The sequence below is a fragment of the Kitasatospora sp. SolWspMP-SS2h genome, assembly GCF_003259315.1.
GTDB classification, from domain to species: Bacteria; Actinomycetota; Actinomycetes; order Streptomycetales; family Streptomycetaceae; genus Kitasatospora; species Kitasatospora fiedleri.
Genome location: NZ_QLLT01000004.1, coordinates 128,176 through 153,023 on the forward strand (window position 1 = coordinate 128,176; position 24,848 = coordinate 153,023).

Annotated in this window: 25 protein-coding genes and 1 pseudogene; 13 read left to right on the forward strand and 13 right to left on the reverse strand. The window is 72.3% G+C overall.

All coding sequences use genetic code 11. The features are described from left to right. Positions 1-5: 5 nt before the first annotated feature. On the reverse strand, positions 6-2,078 hold the full coding sequence (locus K353_RS06555; RefSeq protein WP_111552622.1) for a glycosyl hydrolase family 28-related protein: 2,073 nt from the start codon (positions 2,076-2,078) through the stop codon (positions 6-8). A 121-nt stretch (positions 2,079-2,199) separates the two neighbouring features. After that, the gene (locus tag K353_RS06560) at positions 2,200-2,604 is read right to left on the reverse strand and encodes a YkvA family protein (protein WP_111552623.1); all 405 of its coding nucleotides are present in this window, start codon (positions 2,602-2,604) and stop codon (positions 2,200-2,202) included. Between the two features lie 191 nt (positions 2,605-2,795). Between K353_RS06560 and K353_RS06565 the strand changes: the two genes are divergently transcribed. After that, entirely contained in the window at positions 2,796-3,038 is a 243-nt protein-coding gene (locus K353_RS06565) for a hypothetical protein (RefSeq protein ID WP_111552624.1), read from the forward strand. A gap of 73 nt (positions 3,039-3,111) precedes the next feature. Here K353_RS06565 and K353_RS06570 read toward each other — a convergent pair whose 3' ends face one another. Together K353_RS06570 and K353_RS06575 are read right to left on the reverse strand one after the other, a co-directional pair. Further along, positions 3,112-3,696, reverse strand: a complete 585-nt coding sequence (locus K353_RS06570) for an isochorismatase family protein (protein ID WP_111552625.1) — start codon at positions 3,694-3,696, stop codon at positions 3,112-3,114. A 160-nt stretch (positions 3,697-3,856) separates the two neighbouring features. After that, positions 3,857-4,351 carry a glutathione peroxidase gene (locus K353_RS06575; RefSeq protein WP_100835088.1) on the reverse strand — a complete coding sequence of 165 codons (495 nt, stop codon included), beginning with the start codon at positions 4,349-4,351 and terminating at the stop codon, positions 3,857-3,859. Positions 4,352-4,537: 186 nt separating this feature from the next. Here K353_RS06575 and K353_RS06580 point away from each other — a divergent pair. The 4 genes and pseudogenes from K353_RS06580 to K353_RS06595 all read left to right on the forward strand — a co-directional run. Then, a pseudogene (locus K353_RS06580) lies at positions 4,538-4,807 on the forward strand (flavodoxin family protein); the annotation flags it as partial. 71 nt (positions 4,808-4,878) lie between these two features. Next, positions 4,879-6,438, forward strand: coding sequence for a recombinase family protein (locus K353_RS06585; protein WP_111552626.1), 1,560 nt, complete (start codon positions 4,879-4,881; stop codon positions 6,436-6,438). Between the two features lie 356 nt (positions 6,439-6,794). Continuing rightward, positions 6,795-7,199, forward strand: a complete 405-nt coding sequence (locus K353_RS06590) for a hypothetical protein (RefSeq protein ID WP_146616411.1) — start codon at positions 6,795-6,797, stop codon at positions 7,197-7,199. A gap of 109 nt (positions 7,200-7,308) precedes the next feature. Then, positions 7,309-8,025, forward strand: a complete 717-nt coding sequence (locus K353_RS06595; RefSeq protein ID WP_111552628.1) for a flavodoxin family protein — start codon at positions 7,309-7,311, stop codon at positions 8,023-8,025. A 126-nt stretch (positions 8,026-8,151) separates the two neighbouring features. Here the strand turns inward: K353_RS06595 and K353_RS06600 are convergent, their stop codons facing one another. The 8 genes from K353_RS06600 to K353_RS06635 form a co-directional block, all read right to left on the reverse strand. Beyond that, entirely contained in the window at positions 8,152-9,111 is a 960-nt protein-coding gene (locus K353_RS06600; protein WP_111552629.1) for a hypothetical protein, read from the reverse strand. A 98-nt stretch (positions 9,112-9,209) separates the two neighbouring features. Continuing rightward, positions 9,210-10,352: a hypothetical protein gene (locus K353_RS06605; protein WP_111552630.1), complete on the reverse strand. Its 1,143-nt coding sequence runs from the start codon at positions 10,350-10,352 to the stop codon at positions 9,210-9,212. Next, positions 10,349-11,197, reverse strand: a complete 849-nt coding sequence (locus tag K353_RS06610; RefSeq protein WP_158585360.1) for a thiopeptide-type bacteriocin biosynthesis protein — start codon at positions 11,195-11,197, stop codon at positions 10,349-10,351. Before K353_RS06610 ends, K353_RS06605 begins: the two co-directional genes overlap by 4 nt. 17 nt (positions 11,198-11,214) lie before the next feature. Beyond that, complete coding sequence (locus K353_RS06615) at positions 11,215-12,372, reverse strand: lanthionine synthetase C family protein (protein WP_111552632.1); 1,158 nt, start codon at positions 12,370-12,372, stop codon at positions 11,215-11,217. Beyond that, the gene (locus K353_RS06620; RefSeq protein ID WP_158585361.1) at positions 12,369-15,449 is read right to left on the reverse strand and encodes a lantibiotic dehydratase; all 3,081 of its coding nucleotides are present in this window, start codon (positions 15,447-15,449) and stop codon (positions 12,369-12,371) included. The genes K353_RS06615 and K353_RS06620 overlap by 4 nt, the downstream gene beginning before the upstream one ends. Positions 15,450-15,561: 112 nt before the next feature. Next, positions 15,562-15,726, reverse strand: a complete 165-nt coding sequence (locus tag K353_RS06625) for an FxLD family lanthipeptide (RefSeq protein ID WP_111552634.1) — start codon at positions 15,724-15,726, stop codon at positions 15,562-15,564. A 43-nt stretch (positions 15,727-15,769) separates the two neighbouring features. After that, complete coding sequence (fxlM, locus tag K353_RS06630) at positions 15,770-16,993, reverse strand: methyltransferase, FxLD system (RefSeq protein WP_233533413.1); 1,224 nt, start codon at positions 16,991-16,993, stop codon at positions 15,770-15,772. 187 nt (positions 16,994-17,180) lie between these two features. Further along, positions 17,181-17,615 (reverse strand): ATP-binding protein, encoded by a 435-nt coding sequence (locus tag K353_RS06635; protein ID WP_111552635.1) that lies wholly within the window; start codon positions 17,613-17,615, stop codon positions 17,181-17,183. A gap of 231 nt (positions 17,616-17,846) precedes the next feature. Between K353_RS06635 and K353_RS06640 the strand changes: the two genes are divergently transcribed. Beyond that, a complete protein-coding gene (locus tag K353_RS06640) occupies positions 17,847-19,181 on the forward strand; it encodes a Tat pathway signal protein (protein WP_111552785.1) in 1,335 nt (444 codons plus the stop codon). Positions 19,182-19,225: 44 nt separating this feature from the next. Beyond that, positions 19,226-19,729 (forward strand): TrmO family methyltransferase, encoded by a 504-nt coding sequence (locus K353_RS06645; protein ID WP_111552636.1) that lies wholly within the window; start codon positions 19,226-19,228, stop codon positions 19,727-19,729. A gap of 106 nt (positions 19,730-19,835) precedes the next feature. Here the strand turns inward: K353_RS06645 and K353_RS06650 are convergent, their stop codons facing one another. After that, positions 19,836-20,354, reverse strand: a complete 519-nt coding sequence (locus K353_RS06650) for a hypothetical protein (protein WP_233533414.1) — start codon at positions 20,352-20,354, stop codon at positions 19,836-19,838. Between the two features lie 614 nt (positions 20,355-20,968). Between K353_RS06650 and K353_RS06655 the strand changes: the two genes are divergently transcribed. The 6 genes from K353_RS06655 (at position 20,969) to K353_RS35310 (ending at position 24,520) form a co-directional block, all read left to right on the forward strand. Then, entirely contained in the window at positions 20,969-22,018 is a 1,050-nt protein-coding gene (locus tag K353_RS06655; protein WP_111552786.1) for a hypothetical protein, read from the forward strand. Further along, positions 22,018-22,725: an ATP-binding protein gene (locus K353_RS06660; RefSeq protein ID WP_111552638.1), complete on the forward strand. Its 708-nt coding sequence runs from the start codon at positions 22,018-22,020 to the stop codon at positions 22,723-22,725. The genes K353_RS06655 and K353_RS06660 overlap by 1 nt, the downstream gene beginning before the upstream one ends. Positions 22,726-22,826: 101 nt before the next feature. Next, positions 22,827-23,204 (forward strand): hypothetical protein, encoded by a 378-nt coding sequence (locus tag K353_RS06665; protein ID WP_111552639.1) that lies wholly within the window; start codon positions 22,827-22,829, stop codon positions 23,202-23,204. 85 nt (positions 23,205-23,289) lie between these two features. Next, the gene (locus K353_RS06670; protein WP_111552640.1) at positions 23,290-23,514 is read left to right on the forward strand and encodes a hypothetical protein; all 225 of its coding nucleotides are present in this window, start codon (positions 23,290-23,292) and stop codon (positions 23,512-23,514) included. 179 nt (positions 23,515-23,693) lie between these two features. Beyond that, entirely contained in the window at positions 23,694-24,131 is a 438-nt protein-coding gene (locus K353_RS06675; RefSeq protein WP_233533415.1) for a MobC family plasmid mobilization relaxosome protein, read from the forward strand. Then, the gene (locus K353_RS35310; protein ID WP_111552642.1) at positions 24,128-24,520 is read left to right on the forward strand and encodes a hypothetical protein; all 393 of its coding nucleotides are present in this window, start codon (positions 24,128-24,130) and stop codon (positions 24,518-24,520) included. Before K353_RS06675 ends, K353_RS35310 begins: the two co-directional genes overlap by 4 nt. Positions 24,521-24,848 lie beyond the last annotated feature (328 nt).

The window sequence follows — 24,848 nt, forward strand, 5'->3', positions numbered from 1 at the left end:
GTCCGTCACCACCCGGAGGGGGCGGGCGGGGCGACCACCGGCGGGCGGTCGTCGCAGGTGATGGTGTTGGGCAGCTCCCAGGAGGCCAGCCAGTCGCCGGTGGTGCCGCCGCCGGAGTTGCCGCCCAAGTCGGTGACCGAGAACTCGGAGCCGGCCGGGGTGAAGTGGAAGGTGCCGCAGTTGTTGACGCCGACGGCGCCGACGTTGCGGGCCACCACGTTCTGGAAGCTGGCCGAGCCGGCCACGCGGGCGCTGAGCACCGAGGTGCCGGTGCCGTCGATCCTGACGTCCTTGAAGGCCAGGTTGGACAGCTTGTACTGGTCCTTCACGCCCCACTCGGCGACCGCCATGATCGCGTTGTAGGTGGAGTCCAGGTAGTGGTCGCCGGTGACCTCGACGTCCGCGTCGATGTCCCGGTCCAGCACCTCGAACCAGATCGCGCCGAGGCCGATGTTCCAGTTCAGCTCGTAGGTGCCGGCCCGCACCGTGGTGTTGTCGGTGAAGTGCAGGTAGCCGGTGAACGGCTCGGCGCCGAAGCGGGAGCCGGCGTGCAGGCCGGAGCCCTCGCGGACCGGGTCGGCGACCAGGTTGTTCGAGACGGTGGTGTCGGTGCCGCCGTACACCGCGATGGCGTTGGCCAGGGTCGGCGACTGCACGGTGTTGTGGTCGATGACGGTGCGGGCGTCCTCGGTCTTCTCCGACCAGAGCGCGATGCCGTCGTCGCCGGTGTTGCGCAGGAAGTTGTCGCGGATCACCGAGTCGGCCACGCCGGTGTGGAAGTTGATGCCGTCGGCGATCTGGTCGGCGATCTGGTTGCCGGTGATCTTCAGGTTCTTCATCGGGCCGTCCAGCCAGATGCCGACCTTGGTGTGGTGGATGTACAGGCCCTCGATGCTGGAGTCGCTGAACGCCCCGCCGATGCCGTTGACCTGGTCGGTGTCGATCCGCTCCCGGACGTCGCCCTCGATCGCGAACCCGGACAGGTGGACGTTGCGGCTGCCGCCCTGGGCCGCGTCCTTGCCGTAGAGGCCGACGCCGGTGTGCACGCTGCCGTCCGGCGCGGGGGCGGACAGGGTCTGCTGGCTGCCCTTGAGCACGGTGTACCAGCTGCCCGCGCCGATCAGCGTGACGTCGTCGACCACCAGGTGGCGGTTGACCTGGAAGACGCCCGGCGGCAGGTAGACCGGCAGGTGCAGCAGCTTGGCGAGCTGGACGGCCCGGTCGACGGCGTCCGCGGAGTCGCGCCGCCCGGTCGGGTCGGCACCCAGCGCGAGCACGTTGACGGCCTTCAGCTCGACGTGCGGTGCGGCCACCAGCTGGGAGTCCAGCAGGTCGATCGCCGCCCAGGGGGCCTTGGAGCCGGCGGGCAGCGCGATCCGGACCTTGTCGCCCGCCTTGTAGGTGCGGCCCAGCAGCAGCCGCTGCTCGTCGTACACGTGGCCGGGGCGGAACGGGGTGGAGATCGCCGGGGCGGGGGTGGTCGCGGCGGGCACGCAGCCGCACTCGGTGATCCACCAGTCGGGGTGCAGCAGCCCGGCCTTCGGGTCGTTGCTGAACGGGTACTGGTTGTACAGCCAGGAGTACTGGCTGGTGGCCGAGAGCTGCCGGCGGTCCTTGCCGTTGACGGTGACGTCCAGCGGGGCGGTGATCCCGCCGCCGTTCGCCGCGTCCGGCAGGCTGTAGCGGACGGTGATCGCGTTGGCGTCCTTGGGGAGGGTGAACTCCACGTACTGGCCGGGCGCCAGCTTCACCGCGCTGCGGCCGGACGCCTCGGCGGCCAGGGTGTACGCGGTGCGGTCGGCGGCGATCACGCTGCCGTTGGTGGCGGCGTGCTCCGCCTCCTGCTCCAGGAAGTCCACCCGCGCGCCGCGGCCCGCGGTCAGCGCCGGGTCGATCCCGGCCCGGGTCACCGCGGCGGCGCTCCCGCCGGAGCCGGAGCCGGACGACGCGGACGCGGCCTGCGCGGCCGGGGCGCACAGCGCCACCCCCAGCCCGAGCACGGAGGCGACCACCACCGCTCCCGCGCGGGCCGGACGGGACAGCACGGAACGGTGGGGGGATGCGGGGGCAGCAGTCATCGGGGACCGGCTCTCTGAAAGGCGTGGTGGAAGTGAGCCGACAGTAGGGGGACGCGCCGCACCACCACAAGAGAGTTGCGCAGAAATTTCTTACAGATGTCAGCTTCTTGCGAATTCAAGGTCAATCGTTGCGACGTGATCGGCTCCCGGCCCACTCCACGTACCGGCCCGACTCCCGGGTCAGCCCCATCAGGAACCACAGCAGCAGCGCCGTGTCGTCGCCCCAGCCGATCACCGGCAGGAAGTCCGGCACCGCGTCCACCGGGCTGAGCAGGTACACCCCCACCGCCACCGTCAGCGCCGCCAGCTTCCCCGGCCCGAGCCCCGGGTAGCGGCCGGTCAGCGCGTCCCGCAGCAGCCGGGGCAGCGCCCGCACCCGCGCCCCGAGCCCCGGCGCGCCCGGCCGCCGGGTCTCCCGGTACAGCCCCCACGCCGAGCGGGTCACCGCCACCCCGTCCAGCCCGCGCACCCGGGCCCCGCCGCCGACGCCGCCCCTGCCCCGTCCCCTGTCCCGCCCCTTGCCCATCCGGTCCTCCCCGCCCGTCCGGCCGGCTCCGCTGCCGACCGGTTCCGCCGCCGGCCCTCCACGGTACGGGACGCCGTCCACGCTCCGGGAGCGCCCGGGTCGGCGCTCGCGACGGCGCCCGGGGTGCCGCGACACGCTGCGGGTGGCGGAGCGGGCGTGCGTCGCGCCGCGGCCCGGCCGATGCTGGCCGCATGACGAGCCACACGAACAGCAGCAGCACCGAGGAGCCCCTGGTCCGGGTCGCCGAGTTCCGCACCGACAGCCGCTACCGGCTGGTCCACTTCCAGGGGGAGGGGTGGAAGCCGCTCGCCCCCGAGGAGTTCGAACCCGAGGTGCACCACCACTTCCCCGACCTCGACCCGCGCGACCCCGCCCGGGTGCACTGGGACGACCGCCCCTGGGAGTGGCCCGCCTGGCGCCCCGGCGAGGCCTGACCTGACGCGGCGGAGCCCGCACCCGCCGGCCCTCGCGGGGGTCGGCGGGTGCGGGCTCCGCCGCGTCCGGACGTCAGCGGCCCGCGGCCAGCAGCGCCAGGACCTCCTCGGTGGTGCCGGTCTCGCCCAGCCGCGGGAAGATCCGCTCCACGCTGTTGCGGTGGGCCTCCGGGTCCATGTCGGTCATCGCGTCCACCACCGGCGTCACGTGGTAGCCGTGCTCGTGCGCGGCCCGGGCGGTGGACTCCACCCCCATGCTGGTGGCGATGCCGGTCAGCACGATCTGGGTGACGCCCCGGCGGCGCAGCTGCACGTCCAGGTCGGTGCCGTGGAAGGCGCCCCAGTTGTGCTTGGTGACGACCAGGTCGGACGGGTCGTGCAGCTCGGCGGAGAGCCGGTCCCAGCCCTCGGGGCGGGCGGCCCCGCCGCCGGAACGGTTCTGCTCGGTGCGGCCGGGCGGCACGTCCCCGCCGTCGGCGGCGAAGGACACCCGCACCAGCACCACCGGCAGCTTGGCGGCGCGGAACGCCCGGGCGAGCGCGACGCTGCGCTCCAGCACCTCGGTGCTGGGGTGCGGGGTGCCGGGGATGGCGAGGATGCCCTGCTGGAGGTCGATGACGACCAGGGCGGCGGTCGGGTCGAGCGCGGTGACGGACACGGCGGACCTTTCGGGGGAGGGACGGGAGGGCGTGCGGACAGGCCGGAGCCCGGACTGTCCGGTTCCACTGTGCAGGTTACCTGTACAGTTCGGACCGCCGGACCGCCCGGGCCCCGGACCCGTTCCGCGACCGGGCGCCGCCCGGCCCCGGCCGCCCCGCTCAGCCGCCGAGCTGCGCCTCGATCGCGGCCACCAGCTCCGCCGACTCCGGCTCGGTCCGCGGCCGGAACCGCCCGACCACCTCGCCGTCCGCCGACACCAGGAACTTCTCGAAGTTCCACTGCACGTCCCCGGCCTCGCCCGCCCCGTCCGGGACCTCGGTCAGCCGCGCGTACAGCGGGTGGCGCTCCGCCCCGTTCACGTCGATCTTCTCGAACAGCGGGAACGACACCCCGTACGTGGTCGAGCAGAACTCCTGGATCTCCTCCGCCGACCCCGGCTCCTGCCCCATGAACTGGTTGCACGGGAACCCGAGCACGGTGAACCCGCGTTCCCCGTACGTCTTCTGCAACTGCTCCAGACCCGAGTACTGCGGCGTCAGACCGCACTTGGACGCCACGTTCACCAGCAGCAGCACCTTGCCCCGGTACTCGCCCAGCGAGGACGGCTCGCCCGCCAGCGTCCGGATCGGGAGCTCGAACAGCGAATCCACCATGACCTGAACCTGCTTCCTGTGCGACGACACACCAACGCCCCCGAACCTACCCCCCGCCCCGGCCCGGACGCCGGGACCCCCGACACCGCGGCCGCTGCGCCGTCCGGCGGAGGATCCCCGCCCGGCGGGCGGCCGCGTGGTCCGATGGGCCACCGGAACAGCGGCGAGACGAACGGACGGACGGCGATGACCCAGTACTCCGACCTGCGGGCGGTCTTCCTCAACTGCACCCTCAAGCGCAGCCCCGAACGCAGCCACACCCAGGGCCTCATCGACCTCAGCGCCGGCATCCTGCGCCGCCAGGGCGTCCGGGTCGACGAGATCCGCGCCGTCGACCACGACATCGCCACCGGCGTCTGGCCCGACATGACCGACCACGGCTGGGACACCGACGAGTGGCCCGTCCTCTACTCCCGGCTCATGGACGCCGACATCCTCACCCTGGCCGGCCCGGTCTGAGCCGGCGGAACACTCTGCCTGCCGCCAATCGCGTGCCATGATGGCCCGCCCCGGACGGAGAACGAGTGATGACCGACCTGCCGTACGTAGACCTCTACCTGCGCAAATCGCGCGTCGTGCGGGACGAGGACCCGCGTGACCTGACCTCCATCCAGTCCCAGGAGAACACCGGTCGGGCCTGGGCCGCACGGGAGGGGTACCGGGTCCGCGAGGTGTGGGTGGACAACCTGTCCGCCTGGAGCGACATCGAGCGGCCCGAGTTCGACAAGGCGCTCGCCGCCGTCCTGGCGGGCGAAGTGCCCGCGCTGTGGTGCGCCTTCCTGGACCGGTTCACCCGCAAGGGCATCGACGACATCGGTCCGATCCTGGGCAAGGCCCGCGTGATCTTCGACTACGAGGGGCTGGACTCCTCGATCGAACGGGACCGGCGCTGGATCATCGACCGCGCCGAACAAGCCCGCGAGTACTCCAACCGCCTGTCGTACAACATCAAGTCGACCAAGGCGACGATGCGGGCGCGCGGCCAGTGGACGCAGATGGCCCCCTACGGCCTGTGCGCGGACAAGGCCAGGAAACTGCACCACGCGCCCGAGACGTGGCGGATCGTCCTGCACGTGGTGAAGTGCGTCGCGCTCGGTTTCTCGCAGCGGTCCGTGGCGAAGGCGCTCAACTCCGGCCCGAACCCCGTCCCCGGGCCCGGCGGCGGAAGGTGGCAGGCGAACGCGATATCGCGGATCCTGCACAACCCGGTCTACGAGGGCTGGCAGGTGGCGCCACGTCGGCAGAAGGCCACCCGCGGCCGCTTCGAGGCGTTCCGGGACCGCGACGGGAACCGGGTGAGCGTGCTCGCCGACGGTGTGGAACCCGTACCGGCGGACTTGCTCGCCCGAGCCTGGCAGGTCGCGGCCGGCTTCACCTTCGCCTCCCCCGACCAGGCCGCCCGGGTGGGGACGACCCGCGAACTCCTCACCGACGCGGTGAAGTGCCCCGGCTGCAGGGGCGGTGCGTCCCCCGATTCGCAGAACTACCGCTGCTGGCGCGCCGTGCAGGGCGATGTCTGCCCTGCACCGGTGTCGGTCAGCCGGGCACGGCTCGAGGAGTACGTGACCGAAGCCTGGTTCTCCTGGATGAACGCGGCGGAGCCGGACGACCCGCTCCTGGTGAAGGCCGCCCAGCGGTGGAAGGGCCTCCAGCAGCCGGACAACGGATCTGAACTCGCAGAAGCCGCAGCCGCGTTGAAGTCGGCCGAAGCCGGGATCAAGCGTCTGGTGGAACAACAGGCCTCGGGCTTCTTCGACCCGCCGTTCGACACGCACCTGCCGACCTTGCAGGCCGAAGCACGGGCCGCGCTGGAGAACGCGAAGCGGAGGGTGGCAGATGCCAGCCCGAAGCGCCTCGACGTCTCGTTCCTCCTGGAGGACGCCGCGATCCGGCAGGCGTGGGCAGAGGCCGACCTGCCCCTGCGACGCGAGTTGCTGCGCCTCGTGATCCGCCGGGTCGCGGTGACGAAGGGCCGTCGAGGATGCAACGTGTTCGACGGCCCTTCGCGCGTGGAGATCCACTGGCTCGACCAGCCCGACCCGTGGTTGAAGCCGAAGGACCAAGGATCCTTCGCCGCAGCAGCCTGACCGACACGGCCGGCCTGTCGCCGTCACGCTGCGGCGTGACGGTCCCCGGCTGGGCCGGGCTTCGAGACAAGGGGAGACGGCCGAGCCAAATCGCGCCGGATCCGGATGCTCTCACCACTCGACGAGAGGTGAGGAGGCGTCCTGTGGCGACGTACCGTTGTGTGACATCCGGTCTTCCGGCAGCCGCTGAGCGGAGCAGGGTGGTTGCCGAGGGAGGATGGTGCTTCGTCACCGGCAGCCGAGAGAGTGCAGTTGCGGTCGCTTCGGCGCTGGGCGGCAGGATCGACGAAGCCGACCCCCGCGGTTCCTCGCCCGCCTGCTTGGTGAGGACCGGAGCCCACTCCCTCTCGATCACGATGCACGGTGCTGAGTCGATCTCGTTCCGGATGGTGCACCGGGGCGTGCGGGGGAGTGGCAAGGTCCAGGTGGATCACCGGAATTGTCACCGCCCTGCTGCTCTCGAAGTAAAGCAGTGCGGCTGTGGCACGGGCCTGGCGGAGCAGCGCTCTGCGGCCAGGTCCGGCCACGGCCCGAAGCCCGAGATCAAGATCGCGTTCCGGCTGACCGAGGCGCCCTCGCTCGGGGTGTTCGAGTTCGCCACCTCGTCGTGGACGCTGGCCGGGACGCTGGAACCCGTACTGCGGGCGTTCGCGGAGGGCCAGGCGTCGGTGCAATGCGAACTCAGGATCGAGTCCCACTCCTTCGAGACGTCCGACGGCGTGCAAGTGACCTGCCACGAGCCGGTGCTCGTCCTCGGCTGAGCCGTTGGAGCGGGATCACCGCCCGACCGGGTGAGCCTGTCAGCCGATCGGACCCGTGGCTGGTGAGCTGACCCGAACGACCTGAGCAGCAGCAGAAGGAGAGGAAGCCATGCCCGCGCCTGGCACGTCGTACGGTGACCTTCGAGCCCTGGTGATCAACTGCACGCTGAAGCGATCACCGGAACGGAGCCACACCCAAGGCCTCATCGACATCAGCACGGGAATCATGGAACGCCAAGGCGTGTCGGTCGAAGTCCTTCGTGCCGTCGACATCGACATCGCGACCGGCGTGTGGCCGGACATGACGGAGCACGGGTGGGAGAGCGACGAATGGCCGGTCATCTACTCGAAGGTGATGGCCGCTGACATCCTTACGCTAGCCGGGTCTGTGTGGCTGGGAGACAACTCTTCCGTCATGAAGCGCGTCATCGAGCGGCTGTACTCCTGTTCCTCGGTCCTCAACGAGCACGGCCAGTACGCGTACTACGGGCGGGTCGGCGGTTGTCTGATCACCGGGAACGAGGACGGCGCGAAGCACTGCGCGATGAACGTGCTGTACAGCCTCCAGCACCTGGGGTACGTCGTCCCGCCGCAGGCCGACGCGGGCTGGGTCGGGCCGGCCGGGCCGGGGCCGTCGTACCTGGACGAGGGGTCGGGCGGGCCGGAGAACGACTTCACCAACCGGAACACCACGTTCATGACGTGGAACCAGCTGCACCTGGCGCGGATGCTGAAGGACGCGGGCGGTATCCCAGTGCACGGCAATCAGCGCTCCGAGTGGGACGCGGGCTGCCGCTTCGACTTCGAGAACCCCGAGCACCGGTAGGGATCTTCGCTGGACCTGGTGATTTCGGCTGGTGTCGTACGGTCCGCGACTTGAACGCCCTTGTGCTCTACGGCCTGGTTCGATGCGGGTGCTGTTCGAATTCGGGGCGCGGCGCCGTTCCTCGGATCAGTGGCGGACGAGTTCGACCTCGGCGTCTATTACCTCCCACCACACCTCTATGTCCCATTCGGTGACCTGTGGGAGGTGGTCGGAAACCTCCTGCACCTGCGGCATGTTCGGGATGGTTGCGGAGATGAGCGCCCGCATCAGCTCCTCGGCGGCGTAGCCGTGGTCGATCCCACCGAGGCCGCCGGGCGGGAGGTCTTCTCCGGGGATCCGCTGACGGGCCTTCTTCGGACCGTCCCAGGTGGTGGGCCCGTCCGCGCCGACCTGCCCGAGCACGGTGGCCGCGTACCGGCCGATGTTGACCATGCCGCGGAGGGTCATGAGCCGGTCGGGCACGTCGTCGGGCCGGGTCGTTCCGTCGGGCAGGACGATCGAGCGGTCCACCACCCATGCCTTGTCCTCGGCCCCGTCGAGGCGGAGCGGGCAGCCCCACACCGGCCAGGAGTTCATGTCGCCCTGGAAGAAGGCGAGCCACCGGTCCTTGTACATGTTGGCCAGCAGCCAGCGGATCTGGTGCTCCCGGTCGCCGGGGTCACCGAAGTTCAGGTGGACGCTGGCCACCGAGACCTCGCGCTTGCTGAGGGCCTTGGTGTGGGGATGGATGCAGCGGAGCTTGGCCGTGGCGGGCCGGTGCCGGACCGCGTTGGTGTAGGGGACCCACTCGGGGTCGGCCTGGAACAGCTCGGGTGCGAAGAACAGCACGTTCCTCGACCCGGAGCGGAGGTTGGGTGCCTCCACGAAGTCCAGCTGGAGCTGCTGGGCGACCTCGGCGGCCTGGTCCTCCTGGAGTTCCTGGAGGGTGAGCAGGTGCGGGCGCTCGGCGCCGCGCTCCTGGGCGAACTGACGCAGGTGGTCGATCGCTTGGGGCAGCTTCCAGCCGTGCTGGATGTTCCAGCCGACGTGGACGAAGGAGCCCATAGCGCCGGCCTCGGGCCTGGCGGTGGTGAGGGTGCTGCTCATGCGGTTGCCTCTCGGTGTCGGGTCCTGCTGGAAGGCGCGCCGGGGAGTGCGCCGGACCGGCGGCGGTGCCCGGGTCCGCGGTCGAACGGACGGCCGGGTCACGGCCGCGACGGCGAGAGGGGCTTGGCGGCGGCCTTGGTGATGACGGCGGTGGCCAGGGCGAGGGCGGCGGTGATCCGGTCCTCGTGGTCGGTCGTCAGGGTGGCCGGGCCGCCGACGCCACACTCGGTGGCGATGGCTGCCAGCCGGTGGCGCTGTTCGGCGGGCAGGCCGTCGGCGAGGCGGTGGCGGGCGAGGTCGCGGGCGCTGTAGCCCTCGGGTGCGGCCAGGGTCCGGCCGACGGCGGCGACGTACACGCGGGCGGCATCGGGGAGTCGGCCGGCGGCGGTGGCGAGGTCGGCGACGGTCAGGACGAGCCGGGTGTCGAACACCTCGCTGCCCTGGCGCGGGGTCACGGCGGCGTGGGCGCGGAGCATCGTCTCGGCCTGCTCGGCCGCCGGGTCGCCGTCGAGCAGCGTGCACGCCACGGTCAGAGCGGCGGCGATGGCGTGCTCCCACGGCTGTTCGGCAGGGGTGTCGCGGGCCAGAGCGCGGGCGAGCGCGGTGCGGCCTTCGAGGGCCATGGCGACGACGGCGACCTGGCGGCCCTCGAACAGGCGGTCGCTGCGGTCGGTGGACTGTCTGAGGTGGAAGTGCGCCTCGGTCCAGCGCCCGGCGCGGGCCAGGGCGCGGGCTCCCTCGAAGACCTGGATGTCGGTGAGCCACTGGTGGAGGTCGGCACGGTCGGCGCTGCTGGCGGTCAGCCCGGCGAGGGGGATGATCAGGCCGCCGGGGAGGTTGGCGTCGTCGTTCTCGGCGACGGCGCGCAGCAGCTCGTCCAGGATCGCAAGTGCCGGGATGCCGTTGCCCGCCCGCAGTTCGAGGTGGGCGAGGTTGACGAGGGGTTCGAAGACCAGGCGGGCCAGGTAGACGGTCAGCGGCCGGTGGGCGAGGTAGAAGCCGGCGTGGTTGAGGCACAGCACGCGGGCCAGGCCGGGCAGGCCGCGGTCGGAGGCGAGGAGCGCGGCGAGGTTGTGGACGCTGGTGGCGGTGGCCGGGTTCCCGGTGTCAGCGGCCTGCCGGGCGAGGTCGGTGAGCTGCTGCACCCGCTGCTCCAGCGGGGCGGCGAGGGCGTGCCTGCGGGGGACGAGCGGGAGGCGGGCGAGGGCGTCGCCGAGCGGGCCGGTGAGCTGGGCGCTCATCGCAGCACCGCCTCGTTGGCGTCGACGAGGTCCAGGACCGCGCCCGCGGCGGCCGAGGCTAGGGCGGCTTGCTGCTGGTGGGGCAGGCCGAGGCGGTTGGCGGCGAACAGTTGGTGGTGGGCGAGGACCGCGCGCTGCCCCCGCCACAGCTGGCCCTCGTCGGCCAGTGCCCGCAGGCTCAGGCCGTAGGCGGCGAACTCGGCGAACCAGGGCGCGGCGTGTGCGAGTCGGCCTTCCAGGAGAGCGGAGCCGGGGGTGGTGTCGGCCCGGAGCAGGGTACGGGCGGCGTCGACCAGGCGGCGGTCCGGGACGGCCAGCCCAGGGCCGTCTGCGGGCCGGTTCTCGGCGACCTGCGCCCAGGTGTCGCCGATCTCGTACCAGTCTAGTCCGGCGCCGCGCATCGCGGCCGTGCCGAGCAGCAGCCACAGCTCGGCCCGCTGGTCGGGCAGTTTGCCGCGGTGGACGGCTCCGAGGTAGGTGAGGGTGTGGCGGCTGTCCTGGTGGAAGAGGCGGTGGGCGGCGGGCAGCGCGGCGGCTCCGCCGAAGGCGTAGGTCTCCGGCTCGTAGAGGGCCGGGGTCCAGTCGCTGATCATGCCCGCCTCGCGGCACATGTCCAGGGCCTCGTTGACCGCGGTGGCGACCGCGTGCAGGGCGCGGGTGGCGGTCTCCCGGTAGCGCAGCCGCCATCGCTCGCCCTTGCGCAGAAAGTGCCAGGCGTCCAGCAGCCCCTGGTCCTCCAGGGATATCAGGGCGGGGCCGAGGAGCCGGACGGCGTGCTCCTCGGGGGTGTCGGTGGCCAGGTGCAGGTGGACCTGCGTCCAGGCGCGGTCGCCGGTGGCGAGCACCAGAGTTCTCCTTTGGATCAGACGAGCAGCAGCAGGGCGTCCCAGCCGGTACCGGGGTGGTCGGCGGCCAGGGAGCAGCGGGCGAGGCCGATGCCGGCGGTGCCTTCGAACAGGCCCTGGCCGGTGGCGTCGGTGCCGGGGTCGGGCAGGCCGCTGGCGGCGGCGAGGATCCGCACCGCGGTGGTGTGGTCGGTGCGCTCGGCGAAGCGCTTGGCAGCCAGGCGTACCCCCGCGGTGCCGTGGCAGACGGTGCCGTCGGTCAGGCTGTGGACTTGGTCGGGGTCTTCGAGAGCGTCGAGGAAGGCGGCTTCGGCGGTGCGGGCGCGGTCGGTGTCGCCGGTGGCGCGGGCGGCGTGGTGCAGGGCGGTGGCGATGCCGGGGGTGCCGTAGCACCAGGACGGGCGCAGCGGCTTCGACTGCCGGGTGCGGCCCTGGTCGGCTTCGGCGGCGGTCAGTGCCTCGGGCCACCAGGCGCGGGCGGCGCCGTTCTGCTGCCAGGCGTCCAGCCAGTCGAGGATGCGCCCGATCGCCTCCAGCTGGCCCGGGACGCGGGTGCCGTCAAGGTAGGTGAGGGCCAGCAGGGCAAGCGGGCCGGGGATGCCGTGCGCCATACCGAAGTTGCCGTGCCCGCCCGGGTAGCGGTCGTCCTGCTCGCCGCTGGGCGCGAGGTGCGTCCACCAGCCCGAACGCCCCTGCACCGGCCCGGTCAGCCGCACCAGGTAGGTCAGCACTTCCCTCAGCAGCTCCCGGCTGCCCCAGACCCGCAGGTGCGCGCCGAGACCGGTCAGCCCGCCCAGGAGGTCGAACTCCCCGAAGGCGGGGCGCACTCCGCAGTCGATGCGGCGGTGGGCGGCCGCCAGGCGCTTGCGGACGACGTCCTCCACCGCGGCGTTCAGGCCCATGCGCGGCTGCTGGTAGGCACGCGGCCCGTGGCTCGCTGCCAGGTGAAGGATGTGCGCGACGGCGGGCGCGCCGTAGAACACGGAGGCCCCGGCGAAGGAGTTCACAGGCTGGCTCACGCACGCGGTGATCCACTCGTGGGCGGTGTCCCAGCTTCCCCGGCCGGTGGCGGCGCGCTCGACGTGCAGCAGCGCGGTGGCGAGGCCGCCCTTGGCCAGGGACTGGCCCCACTGGGCGGAGGCCTCGGTGGGCGGTGTGAGCAGTTCGGCGGTCATGCCGGTTGTCCTTCCTCGGCGCGAGCGGTTCGGGCGGTGAGGGTGAGCGCGGCAGCGCGGGCCAGGCGGTGGCAGGTGCGCTCGCTGGCCGGGTTGAGGCCCACGGCGCGGGCGTGGTGCAGGTGCAGCAGCGAGCCGAGGACGTCGGCGGGCTCCAACTCCCCGTCCCGGCCGAGCGCCCTGCGGTAGTCGGCCAGCTTCTTGGCCCGCACCCCCCACACCAGGGCGAGGAGGCGGCCCTCCTCGGTGAGTTCCAACCGGTCCGGGCGATCGGCGAGTTCGGCGGCCAGCCGCGACGCGGCGCGCGGCAGCGCGATCTCGCTGCGCCTGGGCACCCGCTCCAGCAGCCAGGCGTGGCCGGCCTCCCTGCCCAGCAGCGCGGTGGCGAGGTCGAGCATGCTCGCCGCCGTCACGGTGGCCGGATCGGTGGAGGTGGCGCGCTGGTAGGCGAGTTGGGCCAGCACCGCTCGGGAATCGAGGGAGAAGAACTCCTCCGCCACCCGCAGCGCCGCCCCGCGCCCGTACCGGCCGGCCTCCGGCAGGTAGGTGTCGATCTCCAGCCGCGTGAGCAGGCCCTCCTCCCGCATCTGCTGGGCCCACTTGCCGATGCGCTCGGCGGCCAGCGACCACGCGGCGACGGCGGAGACGGGGATGCGCAGGCGCACGTGCGGTTCGGGGTCGGTGTGCCGCAGGAACCACCACTGCGGCGGCACCACCCAGCCAGCAGCCAACCCCGGTACTCGAGAGAGGAGTTCGTCGGCGCGGCGCGGGTTGCCGAACAGGCGGGCCGACAGCCACCCGGACGCGCCCGGTAGGTGCCCGGACCGGACGGTGACCGGCCTCCCGGGGCGCGGGCGAGCGGCGGGCAGCGGCGGGCGGGTGGAGTGCAACTGCACGGTGACCTCGTGGGCCCGGCCGCACCACCGGTTGTTGACTGCCCGCGGGGCCTCGATCAGGACCGCGGTCGGCTCCCGCAGCAGGTGATCGCGCAGCAGCACCAGGTGCTCCGGCAGGCACAGGTCCAGCGGCAGCCGAAGGTTGTTCTGCGACAGGTGCACCGTCGCCGGGACGTTGTAGCGGGCGATCCACTCGCTCGCCGCCGCCTGCCACTCCTCCCAGTCGGCGTCCTTGCCGGGCAGGTCGGCGGCGGGCAGGTGCCAGCGCGCCGGCGACAGCACCACCTCCCCGTAGCGCATCCGCGGCAGGTAGGGCAGCCGCCCGGCCGCGCCCCAGTTGAACGTGGTCAGCCACGGGGTGTGGGCGTGGGTGATCTCGCACAGGAACCGCACCAGCGGGTCGGTGTTCGCGCGGAAGTCCACCGCGTTGAGCGCCCGCACCTCCACCGGACGGCGGTCGGAGAGCCGCACCAGCCACATCCGCCGCTCGTCCGCGCACACCCCTAAGTCCTCCAGCCGCAGCACCGATCCGATCTGCGGGAACTCGCCCAACGCCAGCAGCGGCAGCAGAGCCGGGGCCCGGGAGACGTTCTCCGCGCGGGCGTACAGCGGGGGCGCGGAGACCTGCACCACCAGCGCGTCGGCCCGCAGCGGCGGCGCGGCGGCGATCGCCGCCTCCAGCTCGCGGCGGCGCTCGGGCTCCAGCAGGTACAGGAACCGGCCCGCGGTCGTGCCCGCCCCACGCGGCACCGCCTGCACCACCGGGGCAAACTGCGCAGCCCCGTAGGTGAACAGCCCTACACCGTAGGCCGAAAGCCGCACCGTCAGCTCGGCATGCGGCTGCACCGCCCCGTCGGGCACCGGGTCCGGAGCGAGGCGCTCCAGCAGCGGGCCCTGGAGGTCGACCTGGTCCAGCCGCTCGACAACGGCCATCTGAGCCAGCGCCAGAAGCTGGGCGTCGCGCCGCCCGAACTTCGGCTGCACGTCGGGCAGCACCGAGTCCCGGTAGCGGGCGGGGAATCCCATCCCGGTGTCCGGGTTCACCAGCTCGACCACCGGCACCACCGCGCCCGGCCCGAACCGCTCGGCGAAGCGGCGGTGGTAGTCCACCCACGCCGGGTGCCCATTCGGGAACGGCGACAGCCGGGTCAGCACCTCGGCCGCGCCGGCCACCAGCGACGCCACCCGCCGGGGCAGCGCCGCGGGACCGGCGTCCAGGTGCAGGTCCACCATCAGCGGCGACGGCCCGTCCGGGACCCCGCCCGGCTGGCGGGTCAGCTGCCGGGTCAACCCGGTCCGCAGCGTCCGCTGGGCCGTCGGGTCGTCCAGCTCGTTGTGCCGGGTCAGCTGCCCGCGCACCGTTCGAAGGGTGTTCCAGGTGGCTTCGGCGGCGGGGACCTGGTCGAGGCCGGTGGTGCGGGCGATGGCGAACAGGTGGCCGAGCGGGTCGGTCGCGGTCGTCGGCAGCCGCAGGATGCTGATCAGGAAGCCCTGGCGCACCAGCTCGCCGAGCATCGCGCGCACCGTGTCCGCCGGGACGGCCGGGAAGCGGTCGGCGAGTTCGCCGAGCGTCACCGACAGCGGGCCGTCGGCCGCCTCCAGCACGGCCAGCACCGGGGCGGTGGCGCGGACGGACACCTCCGCCGGTTCTCCGTCCTGGAGGTTGCGGGTCATCGGCAGGACGACGCGGCCACCGCGGAGCACCCGCAGCTGGTTGGCCGTCACCGGCAGCAGATCGCCGACAGCTTCCTCCAACTCCCGCACCACGGAGGCCAGCCAGCGCGCGTCGGGCCGCGCCACCGCCCGGGACGCACCCCAGCGGGGCGCGGCGGCGGACTCGCCGAAGGGCACCGCGGTCACCCCGGCGAACAGCCCGAAGGGCGTCGCCCGCTGCTGGCGCAGCGCGTACTGCATCACCGAGGCCGTCAGCCGGCGTAGCCGCCGCCGGGGTACGTGGTCGAAGTTGAAGACCACCTCGCGCACCCGGGCGGCCAGCTGCGGGCCTGCGGCGATCTCGACCGCCGCGGCGAAGTCGGCGTCCGCCCAGACGTGCTGGAGCCAAGCGCGCCAGTTCGCGGTGGCGTGGGGGTCGGTGTCGGCGAGGTCGGGCCACCAGGACGGCCCGGCTCCGGCCGGGCGGGCGGCGGCCCGTAACAGGGCCGGTCCTGCGACGGCGTACACGGGTATTCGCCTCGATTCCGGGAGATTTCGGGAGGTTTCAGAAACGCCGGGGCCCGGCGTGCGGCGGCTTGACGACCGCACGCCGGGCCCGGTCACACGGGGAGAGGAGCGGTCAGACGTTGCCGCCGAACGAGGCGCAGGCGGTGCCCGAGCAGGTGCTGCCGCAGCCGTCGTCGGTGGAGCGCAGCAGCGCGGCCACCGGGTCGGCGCCCTCGACGATCGTCACGTCGAGCTCGAAGTCGCTCGCGGCGGCGGTGCCGGTGATGGTGGTGCTCATGGTGCTTCCTCCTTGAGTCGGTGGTGCAGGACCTGGCCGCGGACTACGGCCAGGAGATCGTGAGCCGGACGTGGGTCTTGTCGATGACCAGCCCGTCCGGAAGCTGGTCGTTGGGGATGCCGATCGGCTGGGCGGTGAAGACCGGGCCGTCGCCGGTGCGGTGCTCGCGGTCCCACTTGCGCACCTCGGTGTTGATCAGGGCGGCCAGGGGCCCCCCTTCGGGGCCGAAGCCGTGCGCGCCGAACTCGAACTCCGCCGGGTCTTCGCTGATCCTGCGCAGCGCGAGGTAGGCGAGGCTGTCGCCCTCCACGATCACCGGGCACGCCATCCGGTTCGCCGGGGCGACCGTCTTGGTGTCCAGCTCGGGGTCCACGGACATCAGGCCGAAGCCGGGCAGCGAGGACGCCAGCCACAGGTACAGGGAGTCGAAGGGCTCCTGGTTGGCGATCGTCACCCCGCTCCACCACTCCGCGCGGGGCGTCTCCAGCACGCCGCCCAGGCGGCTGGTGTCCGGGCGCTCCAGCTCGTCGAAGCGCAGCCCGACCTCCTTCGTGCCGCGTGGCAGCACCAGGAACTCGTCGTGCGCGTCCGCGCCTTGGATCTTGACGAACCCGGAGACAGTCGCGGACACGCTCACCAGCCGCTCGCCCTCCCGGCGGAAGGTGATCGAGCGGGTCAGCCCGTGCATCCGCAGCGGCACGGTGATCGTCCCGCCCTCGACCAGAGCGCCAGTCCACGCCGGCGGCAGGTCCCACGCCCCCACCGTCACGACGATCCGGTCGAACGGGCCGCCCTCCACCTGCCCGGAGCCGTCCGCCAGCACCACCCGCACCCGCTCGTACCCGGCCTCCGCGAGGTACTTCTCCGCACGCTCGGTGACGAACGGGTCGATGTCGACCGTCACCACCTCGCCTGCCGGGCCGACGAGTTCGGCAATCAGCGCCGCGTTGTAACCACCCGACCCGACCTCCAGCACCCGCATCCCCGGCCGCACGTCCGCCTGCTCCAGCATCTGCGCCTGGATCCGCGCGGCCGACACCGAACTGACCGCCAGCCCGTACTCGTTCCGCTTGGTCACCAGCGCCCGCTCGGGCTCGTACGCCTCCGCCAACGCCGCCTCTGGGGCGAACACGTGCCGGGGCACGGCCAGCAGCGCCTCCGCGACAGCGGCCGAGCGCACCGAGCCCGCTGCCCGTAGCGCCTCGACCATCGCCACACGCGGCGCCTCGTCCCTGTCCGGCAACGACCGGCCGATGGAATCTGCCAAGGTGGACATCGTTCTCCTCTTGATCTGCCGCATGGGTGCGGCACCGTTCCGGAGCGGGACATGGCCACGTCCCAACTCCCTTTGCGGAAAAGTCATCAGCGCGTGCCCGGAGCAGCACACCGCAGCGCCAGGCCGCCGTCGCCGAGCGATGCGAACACCAGGCGACCGCCCTCCGAGGCGCGCCCACTCAAGCGGCCTCCCCGACACCCGAGTGCTGCGGCTGCCCCGACAGCCGGGCCCACACGGCCTTCGCGCCGAGATCGACCGTCACGCCCCAGTCATCGGACAGATCGGCAACCAGCAGAAGCCCCTGCCCGTCCACGCGCACACCGGCGGGGCGCGGACACGGTCGGAGTTCGGACCGGTTGTCGCGGACCTCCAACCAGCAGTCACCGCCGACCTCCTGGAGCCGCACGGGCACGACCTCGCCGTCACGGCAGGCGTGGCGGATGGCGTTGGTGACCAACTCCGAGCAGATCAGGACCATGTCGTCGATGCGCTCCGGAGCCCACCCCCACCCCAGGAGGGTCCGCCGGACAGCGCCACGGGCCAGTCGGGCCGATGCCGGTGTCGCCGGAAACTCCTGCTCCCACAGCCGGAGCCCCTGTACTGTCACGTCCACGCCCGCTCCCTCCGCCGTCTCCGGTCGCTACCTCACGAACCGCACGGTTGTCCCGGCAGTTGGTGTTCGGACGGTGCCGCCCGCTTGCTCAAGACAACCGTGGTTGGCGACCGGGAGTAAGGTGTTGGCCACTCCCAGCGGTTTAACCCGTTTAACGGGAAGTCAGGGGACGTGATGGCGAAGGAAGTTCGGGTCAACGAGCGCCTGCAGCAGGCCATCAGGGAATCCCGGATGACGTACGATCGCCTGGCCCTGGAGCTGGGCATCGTCGCAGGTCGACACGGTGACGACGCCCGCCCGGGCAAGTCGTTGATCAGCCACTGGGTGCGCTACAGCGTGGTGCCGTCGGGGGACATGCCGTCCTACCTCGCCGCCGTGCTGTCCCGCCGGCTCGGGCGGACCGTCACCCCGGCCGACCTTGGCCTGGCCGAAGAGGTGAGCGATCTTCGGGAGTGGGGCTTGGATACGCTGAGCGTCCTGGCCGATCTCCGACGAATCGACGTGGACGACGTGGAAGTGGATCGCAGCACCGCCCTCCAGCTGATGGCCTACTCCGTCGGCGCGCTCGCACTTCCCGCCGAGAGCTTGTGGGAGTCGATGGCGCGCACGGGCGAGGCACGCGGACGAGCCGGTGGCCGACGGGTCGGTGAAGCGGACGTCGAGGCGGTCCGCGACATGACCGGCCTGTTCTCCCAGGTCGACCAGCGACGCGGCGGCGGCCACGCCCGCACCGCCGTGGTGCAGTACCTCACCAGCGACGTCGCACGATTCTTGAAGGGCGCCTTCGCCTCGGAGCGGACGCGTCGGCAGATGTTCTCCGCCGCGGCCGAACTCGCCTACGTGGCAGGCTGGATGGCCTTCGACAGCGCCGACCACGCCGCAGCCCAGACCTACTTCGGGCAGGCGGTCCGGTTGGCGGCCGAGGCCGACGACCCGGCGATGGCCGGCCACGTCCTGCGGGCGATGGCCCACCAGGCCCTCGACCTCGGGCACCCGAAGCAGGCGCTCGACCTCGCTGCGGCGTCCATCAGCGGAGACCGGTACGCACTCGCCTGCCCGCGCGAACGCGCGCTGCTCGGGGTGATCCACGCCCGGGGCCTGGCGGCGACCGGCCGGCACACGGCCGCCACCGGCGCCCTGCTCCAGGCCCAGCGCGACCTCGCCGCCGCGGCACTGGGCGACGACGAACCGGCCCGGGTGTTCTTCTTCGGCGAGGCGAGCCTGGCGCACGAAACCGCCTCCGCCCTGCGCGACATAGGCGATCTCGCCGGTGCGGTGAAGGAGTTCCGACACAGCGTCGAGACCCGCAAGGCCAGCTCCTTCGCCCGGACGCACGCCGTCACCCTCGGCTACCTGGGTGCCGTCCACGTCCGGCTCAAGAACATCGAGGAAGCCTGCACCGTCTGGTCGGACGCCCTGGACGCCATGGAGCCCGTCCGGTCCGGGCGGACCCGGCAGACCGCCACGCACATGCGCACCGCCCTCTCGCCGTTCCGGCAGCGCGGCATCCGCAGCATCGACCGGGTCGACAGCCGGGCGGCCGCCTACCTGGAAGCCACCGCGTGAACCGACGTACCGTCACCACCCCGACCGCAGGAGGAGAACCGATCATGACCGACCGCGAGGTGTTCGAAGTCGAGGCCCTCGGCCACGTGGTGGGCGGCCGCACCGAGCCCACCGACGACTTCTGGGGCGGCACCCGGGCGATCATCCGACTCGACGGCACCCGCTTCACCGCCGACGCCACCAAGGGGCTCGAGGACTTCTCCCACCTGGAGGTCGTCTTCCGCTTCCACCTCACCGACCCCACCGACCTCAACCTCGGTGCCCGCCGCCCGCGCGACAACCCCGACTGGCCCGAGGTCGGCATCTTCGGCCACCGCAACATGCGCCGCCTGAACTGGCTCGGCGTCTCGCGCTGCCGACTCCTCAAGGTCGACGGCCTGGACCTCCACGTCGAGGACCTCGACGCCGTCGACGGCACCCCGATCCTCGACGTGAAGCCCTGGTTCGTCGACTTCGGTCCCCGCGGTGAGATCCACCAGGCACAGTGGACCACCGACATGCTGGGCGAGTACTTCGCCCCGGGCGAGGACGGCCGGAGCGCCGAGTAGCCGAGCGGTTAACTTCCCTCCGCGGAAGCCGAATCCTAAAGGGGACGTCCGAAGCGGCCTGCTGGGCGGCCCCACTTCGGACGCCCCGGGTGAGGGCGCCCGATGGTCAGCGCAGGAGGCCGAAGACCAGGGCCGTGACGCTGCCGAGGGCGGTGCCGGCCAGGATCTGCGCGAGGGTGTGGGCCTTGAGGACCATGCGGGACCAGCCGATCGCCGCGGCGCCGAGCGTGGTGAGCAGCAGCCAGGGGCCGAGGGCGAGCACGAGGATCATGACGGTGCCGCCGGCGACGCTGTTGTGAAGAGAGATCTGCCAGCCGGTGGTGACGAGGAGGCTGGAGACCAGCCCCACGAGCATCGCGACGACCAACGCGGACACGTCGGACGGGGCGCCGAGGGCGTACAGCAGGATGATGCCGGTGGCGACTGACACCAGGCTGAGCACCATCGGCAGGAGTCGCTGGCGGCGGACGCGGATGTGCCTGTCGGTGAGACCGCCGCGTTTCACACCGAGCGCGATGATGCTTATCGGGACGACGCCGCAGAAGAGCGCGGCCAGCAGCCCCCAGCCGAGGCCCGACCAGGAGCGGGTGCTGTGCCAGCCGATCAGCAGCAGGAGCGCGATCACGAGGTTGGCAGGGGCAAGGACGTCTGTGACGACCCGCGCGGCCTTCTGGCGAAGTGTGCTGCCGGCGAAGGCGGGCGGAACGGGTGGTTCGAACGTCACGGGGTGGCTCCGGAAGGGCGGTCGGGTCGTATGCAACGGCGTACGCGTGTGGTCTCCGGCCGCGCATCGGCGCGGCGCTCGCGCACAGCTTCTCAACAGTGAGCGGAAGACCGTGCGAAGGGGCAAGCCAAGGTCCGTCGTGACTGGTCAGGTGGCTTAACAGGGTGGATGAGTGCCCGCGGTACGGCCTATGGTTCTGGTCCTGCCGCACACGGCAGGCAGGCTGATGGGCCGCTGCCCACGCCGACCGAAGACGATACCGGCGTCCAGAAGCACCAACTCCTGGACGCCGCACCGGCCCTCCGAAGTGGCCGATTCCCCACCGCGCGCTCGGCGGACTTCCATGCCCGAGAGACCGCCGCGCGCGCTCCTACGAAGTACGGAGCATGGCTTGCGCGTACCCATGACGGAAACGGAAAACCCGGCATCGCCCTGTCGCAGCCGGCGCCTTCGCCCTGGTGCGCAGCCAGTCGGCAAGGTGCCTGGTGCGGGCACCGCCGCTCGGGGTCGCTGACATGGCGCGCATCCGATCGGTCAAGCCCGAGACCTGGGTGAGCGAGACGCTCGCCGAGGTCTCCATCCCCGCGATGGTCACCTTCCTCGGCATGACCAACCACGCCGACGACCACGGCCGGCATCGCGACAACGCCGCGGTCGTCTACGGCCTGGTGTGGCCGATGCGCGAGGAGATCACCCGCACCGACGTCGAGGAGCACCTCCGGCAGCTCGCCGCCGCCGGGGCTGTGTGCCGCTACACCGGCTGCGACGGCCGGAAGTACTTCCACTTCCCGACCTGGCGCAACCACCAGAAGATCGACAAGCCTTCGCTGTCCCGGCTGCCCGCGTGCCCGCACTGCGAGCCGGAGCGGTGCGGCGTCTGCAAGGGCCCGTGCATCCAGCGCGTCACCCTCGCCGATGCGCCGACCCCTGCGCCCGAGGCGGACCCGATGGCTCCCCGAGTGTTCCACGAGCCCTCGGCGAACACTCCCTCCCACCTCGACCCCCTCTCCGAACCGGTCGCGAAGCTGTCCCCGCAGGGCGGCACCGGCGGCGGCACGGCCACCGCCCCGGCGCTCGACGAGAAGCGCGTGGCCGTCCCTGCCGCTGGAAGAAGCGCAGGTCAGAGGTCATTCGCCGAAGCCTCCCCGAAGGTTCGGCGAAGCGTCCGGGAGCCCTCGACGCCTGGATCTAGGATCTTGGATCCTGGATCTTCTTTCCCTACGGGGCGGCAAGCGCCCGAGCCGGAGGCCGTCTCGGCGGGCCAGCTCGTCGGCGAGTACGTCGCCGCCTGCGAGCGGCGTCCGCCGAACGGCGTGCTCGGCCACCTCGGCAAGACCGTCAAGGTGCTGCTGGCCGAGGGCATCGACGCTGAGCACGTCCGCGCCGGACTGCGGCGCTTCGCCGAGATCCAGGGCCACCCGTCCCGGCTGCCGAGCCTGGTCAACGACGCGATGAACGCCCCGGGCGCCGGTTTGGTCCGGCCGGGATTCCGCCCTAACCTGCCTGTTCACCAGGCGTGGACCAATCCGGTCGACGCTGCCGCCGCCTACGCCGAGGAGCTGTGATGCGCACCCACCGCGACCCGCAGACCCTCGCCGACGGGCCCTCCGTCCTCGACCGGATGGCCGAGATCCTCGCCGCCCGGGGCATCGACCGCGCCCGAGTCGACGCCCTCCCCGACGAGCCGGAGCCCTTCTCGCCGGAAGCCGCGCTCTCCGCCGGGATGCCGCCCCGCTACCGCGACGCCATCGCCGACCACCCGCTGGTGCTGGCCTGGGCCCGGCAGGTCGCGGCCCAGGCCACCGCCCCGAGCACCGGGGCACGCCGCCAGGTCACCTGCGGTCCCAGCCTGCTGATGGCCGGGGTGACGGGCACAGGCAAGACCCACCAGGCGTACGGAGCGGTCCGGGTCCTGGTGCGCGCCGGCCTCGGCGTGCGCTGGCGCGCCACCACCACCGCCGACCTCTACGCCGAACTCCGCCCCGGCTCCGACACCGACGCCGAGCGCGTGCTCGCCGCCTACAGCCGGGTGCCGCTGCTGATCCTCGACGACCTCGGCGCCGCGAAGAACAGCGAGTTCGTCGAGGAGCAGACCTACCGACTCATCAACCGCCGCTACAACCACTGCCTGCCCACCTTGATCACCACCAACCTGGCGATCAAGGACCTCCGCACCTGCCTGGGTGACCGCGTCACCTCCCGGCTCGCCGAGATGACCACCCGGGTCTCCTTCGAGCCGGTCGACCGCAGACGCCACCAGCGCGCTGCCTGAACAACCGCTGCGCCGTCCCATCCCGGTGGTCATCAGCGCTCTCGAATCCGGTCAGTAGAACACCTACTCGGTCACTGGCCGTCCGGCCGAGGTCGGCTCGGGTGACCGGTCCGCCGGTCAGCCCGGTCAGCGTGCTGCCGACGGCGGTGACCGAGGCCGCTGACCTGGCCGGTCAGCCGGTCAGTGCCCTGCCGGTCACTGACCGATTGGCCGAGGTCGTCCCTGTGACCGGCTCGCCGGTCAGCCCGGTTCCCTCCCGGCCGGTCACTGACCGGGCGGCTGACCGGGGCACCGAGGAGCTGCTGGAGATCGCCAGGCAGGCGGTCGCGGAGGCGGACAACAAGCTGACCCGCGCTGTGGTCGCCGCCGCGATCCGCGGTCAGCGGATCCCGCTGTCCAGCGACACCCTGACCCAGCTGATGGCCCAGCTCCGCGAACAGCAGCGCAAGAACCAGCTCGTCGACGCCGATCGGGACTGACCGACACCGACCGGCCGGGGTGACCGAGGAGGTCACCCCGGCCGGTCACCCACCCGCCACCGCACCATCGAAGTGGAGCACCGTCATGCGCACCACCCCCGCCACCTGGACCGAGGCGGACGCCTGGCTGACCGTCCTGTGCCAGCGCGGCCACCTCCACCGCGTCGAAACCGGCACCGACGGCACCCGAACCGTCCAACGGGGCCGGCACTCCCGGCCCTGGACCCTCCACCACCCGGTCCTGGCCCTCGACTGGATCGAGGACCTCGTCCGCGACGTCGAGCAGCGCGACACGGAGCCGCACCGATGACCGGAACCGACCCGGAGGCGACCGTCTCGCGTCCGGTCGGTGACCCCAACCAGGCTCCTGGCGGAGCAAGTTGTGGGGTAAGGAGTCCTTACCCCGCTCCCACCCCCACGGGGGCGGGAGCACCCCGTCCGGTGGCAGACCCAAGGGGGCCTGCCACCGGACGGGGAGTCGGCCCAGGGGTGCCGACGAAGAAGAAGGAGGGGCAGCAGGGCGAGCCGACCGCCGAAGCCGTCCGCGCTGCCACCCGCCGCCGACTGCGCCAGCCCGTCGCCCGCACCAACCGCGTCTGCCCCCGCTTCAGCGACCCCGAGTGGTCCCTCCTTCAGTATGCCGCCCGGCAGTCCGGCCACGCCCCCGGCGGTTACGCCGCCGCCGCGACCCTGGCCGCCGCCGCGAGCAGCGACCCGACCGCCGCCGTCGCCGACTACCGGCGCGGCATCCAGGAACTCATGGAGTCCAACCGCCAACTCGGAGGCATCGGCAACAACTTGAACCAGGTCGCCCACTTCCTCAACGCCGGAGGCCAGGTCACCACCGACCTCCACCAACTCCTGCGGCGCGTCGAAGCGTCCATCGCCGCGGTCGACGACGCGGTCGCCTGGATGGTCCACCGGTGATCCCCAAGATCCGCACCGGCACCGGAGGCACCTACGGCCTCATCCGCTACCTCTTCGGCCCCGGCAAACGCGACGAGCACACCGACCAGCACGTCGTGGCCAGTTGGAACGACTTCGCCCCCGACCCCGGCCGCAACCCCCACCACACCATCGCCCAACTCGCCAACCAGCTCGACCAGCCCGTCAAGGCCATCGGCGACCGCGCCCCCGCCACCACCATCTGGCACTCCTCGGTGCGCGCCGACCCTGGCGACCGACACCTCGATGGCGGCGGGCCGCTGCCCGGTGCGCTGCCACTCGGCGACCTGGGCGTCGGTCCACACGACGGGGTGCGGGTGCGGGGTGCGGGGTGCGGGGCAGGTCGAGGTAGCGGGCGGGGTTGGTGCTGAGCATGCCCCGGCGGATGGCCGCGTTGAGTGCGGCGCGCAAGGTGGCCTGGATGCGGCGCAGAGTGTTGCCGCTGATGGGCCGCCCGGAGTCCCGGTGCTGGCGGACGATTGTGTCGAACGCCTGCTGGACGCGGTCGTGGGTCAGTTCGCACAGCAGCTCGCGTCCGAGCAGTGGGACCAGGTACTGCTGGAGGTGCTTGCGGTAGCCGCGGGCGGTGGAAGCGCGTAGGTGTGGTTCGACGGTGGCGTACCAGTGGCCGAGCCACTGGGTGCAGGGCATCAGGGCGCCTGAGCTGACGAGTTCGGGGTCGCGGAGCTGTGCGAGAGC

Coding starts and splice junctions, on each gene's coding strand:
- K353_RS06585 (WP_111552626.1), top strand. CDS start 4,879: ATGACCGACCTGCCGTACGTAGACCTCTACCTGCGCAAATCGCGCGTC.
- K353_RS06655 (WP_111552786.1), top strand. CDS start 20,969: ATGGCGCGCATCCGATCGGTCAAGCCCGAGACCTGGGTGAGCGAGACG.
- K353_RS06625 (WP_111552634.1), bottom strand. CDS start 15,726: ATGAGCACCACCATCACCGGCACCGCCGCCGCGAGCGACTTCGAGCTC.
- K353_RS06605 (WP_111552630.1), bottom strand. CDS start 10,352: ATGAGCGCCCAGCTCACCGGCCCGCTCGGCGACGCCCTCGCCCGCCTC.
- K353_RS06575 (WP_100835088.1), bottom strand. CDS start 4,351: ATGGTGGATTCGCTGTTCGAGCTCCCGATCCGGACGCTGGCGGGCGAG.
- K353_RS06595 (WP_111552628.1), top strand. CDS start 7,309: ATGCCCGCGCCTGGCACGTCGTACGGTGACCTTCGAGCCCTGGTGATC.
- K353_RS06560 (WP_111552623.1), bottom strand. CDS start 2,604: ATGGGCAAGGGGCGGGACAGGGGACGGGGCAGGGGCGGCGTCGGCGGC.
- K353_RS06590 (WP_146616411.1), top strand. CDS start 6,795: ATGCACGGTGCTGAGTCGATCTCGTTCCGGATGGTGCACCGGGGCGTG.
- K353_RS06660 (WP_111552638.1), top strand. CDS start 22,018: ATGCGCACCCACCGCGACCCGCAGACCCTCGCCGACGGGCCCTCCGTC.
- K353_RS06640 (WP_111552785.1), top strand. CDS start 17,847: ATGACGTACGATCGCCTGGCCCTGGAGCTGGGCATCGTCGCAGGTCGA.
- K353_RS06670 (WP_111552640.1), top strand. CDS start 23,290: ATGCGCACCACCCCCGCCACCTGGACCGAGGCGGACGCCTGGCTGACC.
- K353_RS06645 (WP_111552636.1), top strand. CDS start 19,226: ATGACCGACCGCGAGGTGTTCGAAGTCGAGGCCCTCGGCCACGTGGTG.
- K353_RS06555 (WP_111552622.1), bottom strand. CDS start 2,078: ATGACTGCTGCCCCCGCATCCCCCCACCGTTCCGTGCTGTCCCGTCCG.
- K353_RS06565 (WP_111552624.1), top strand. CDS start 2,796: ATGACGAGCCACACGAACAGCAGCAGCACCGAGGAGCCCCTGGTCCGG.
- K353_RS06600 (WP_111552629.1), bottom strand. CDS start 9,111: ATGAGCAGCACCCTCACCACCGCCAGGCCCGAGGCCGGCGCTATGGGC.
- K353_RS06615 (WP_111552632.1), bottom strand. CDS start 12,372: ATGACCGCCGAACTGCTCACACCGCCCACCGAGGCCTCCGCCCAGTGG.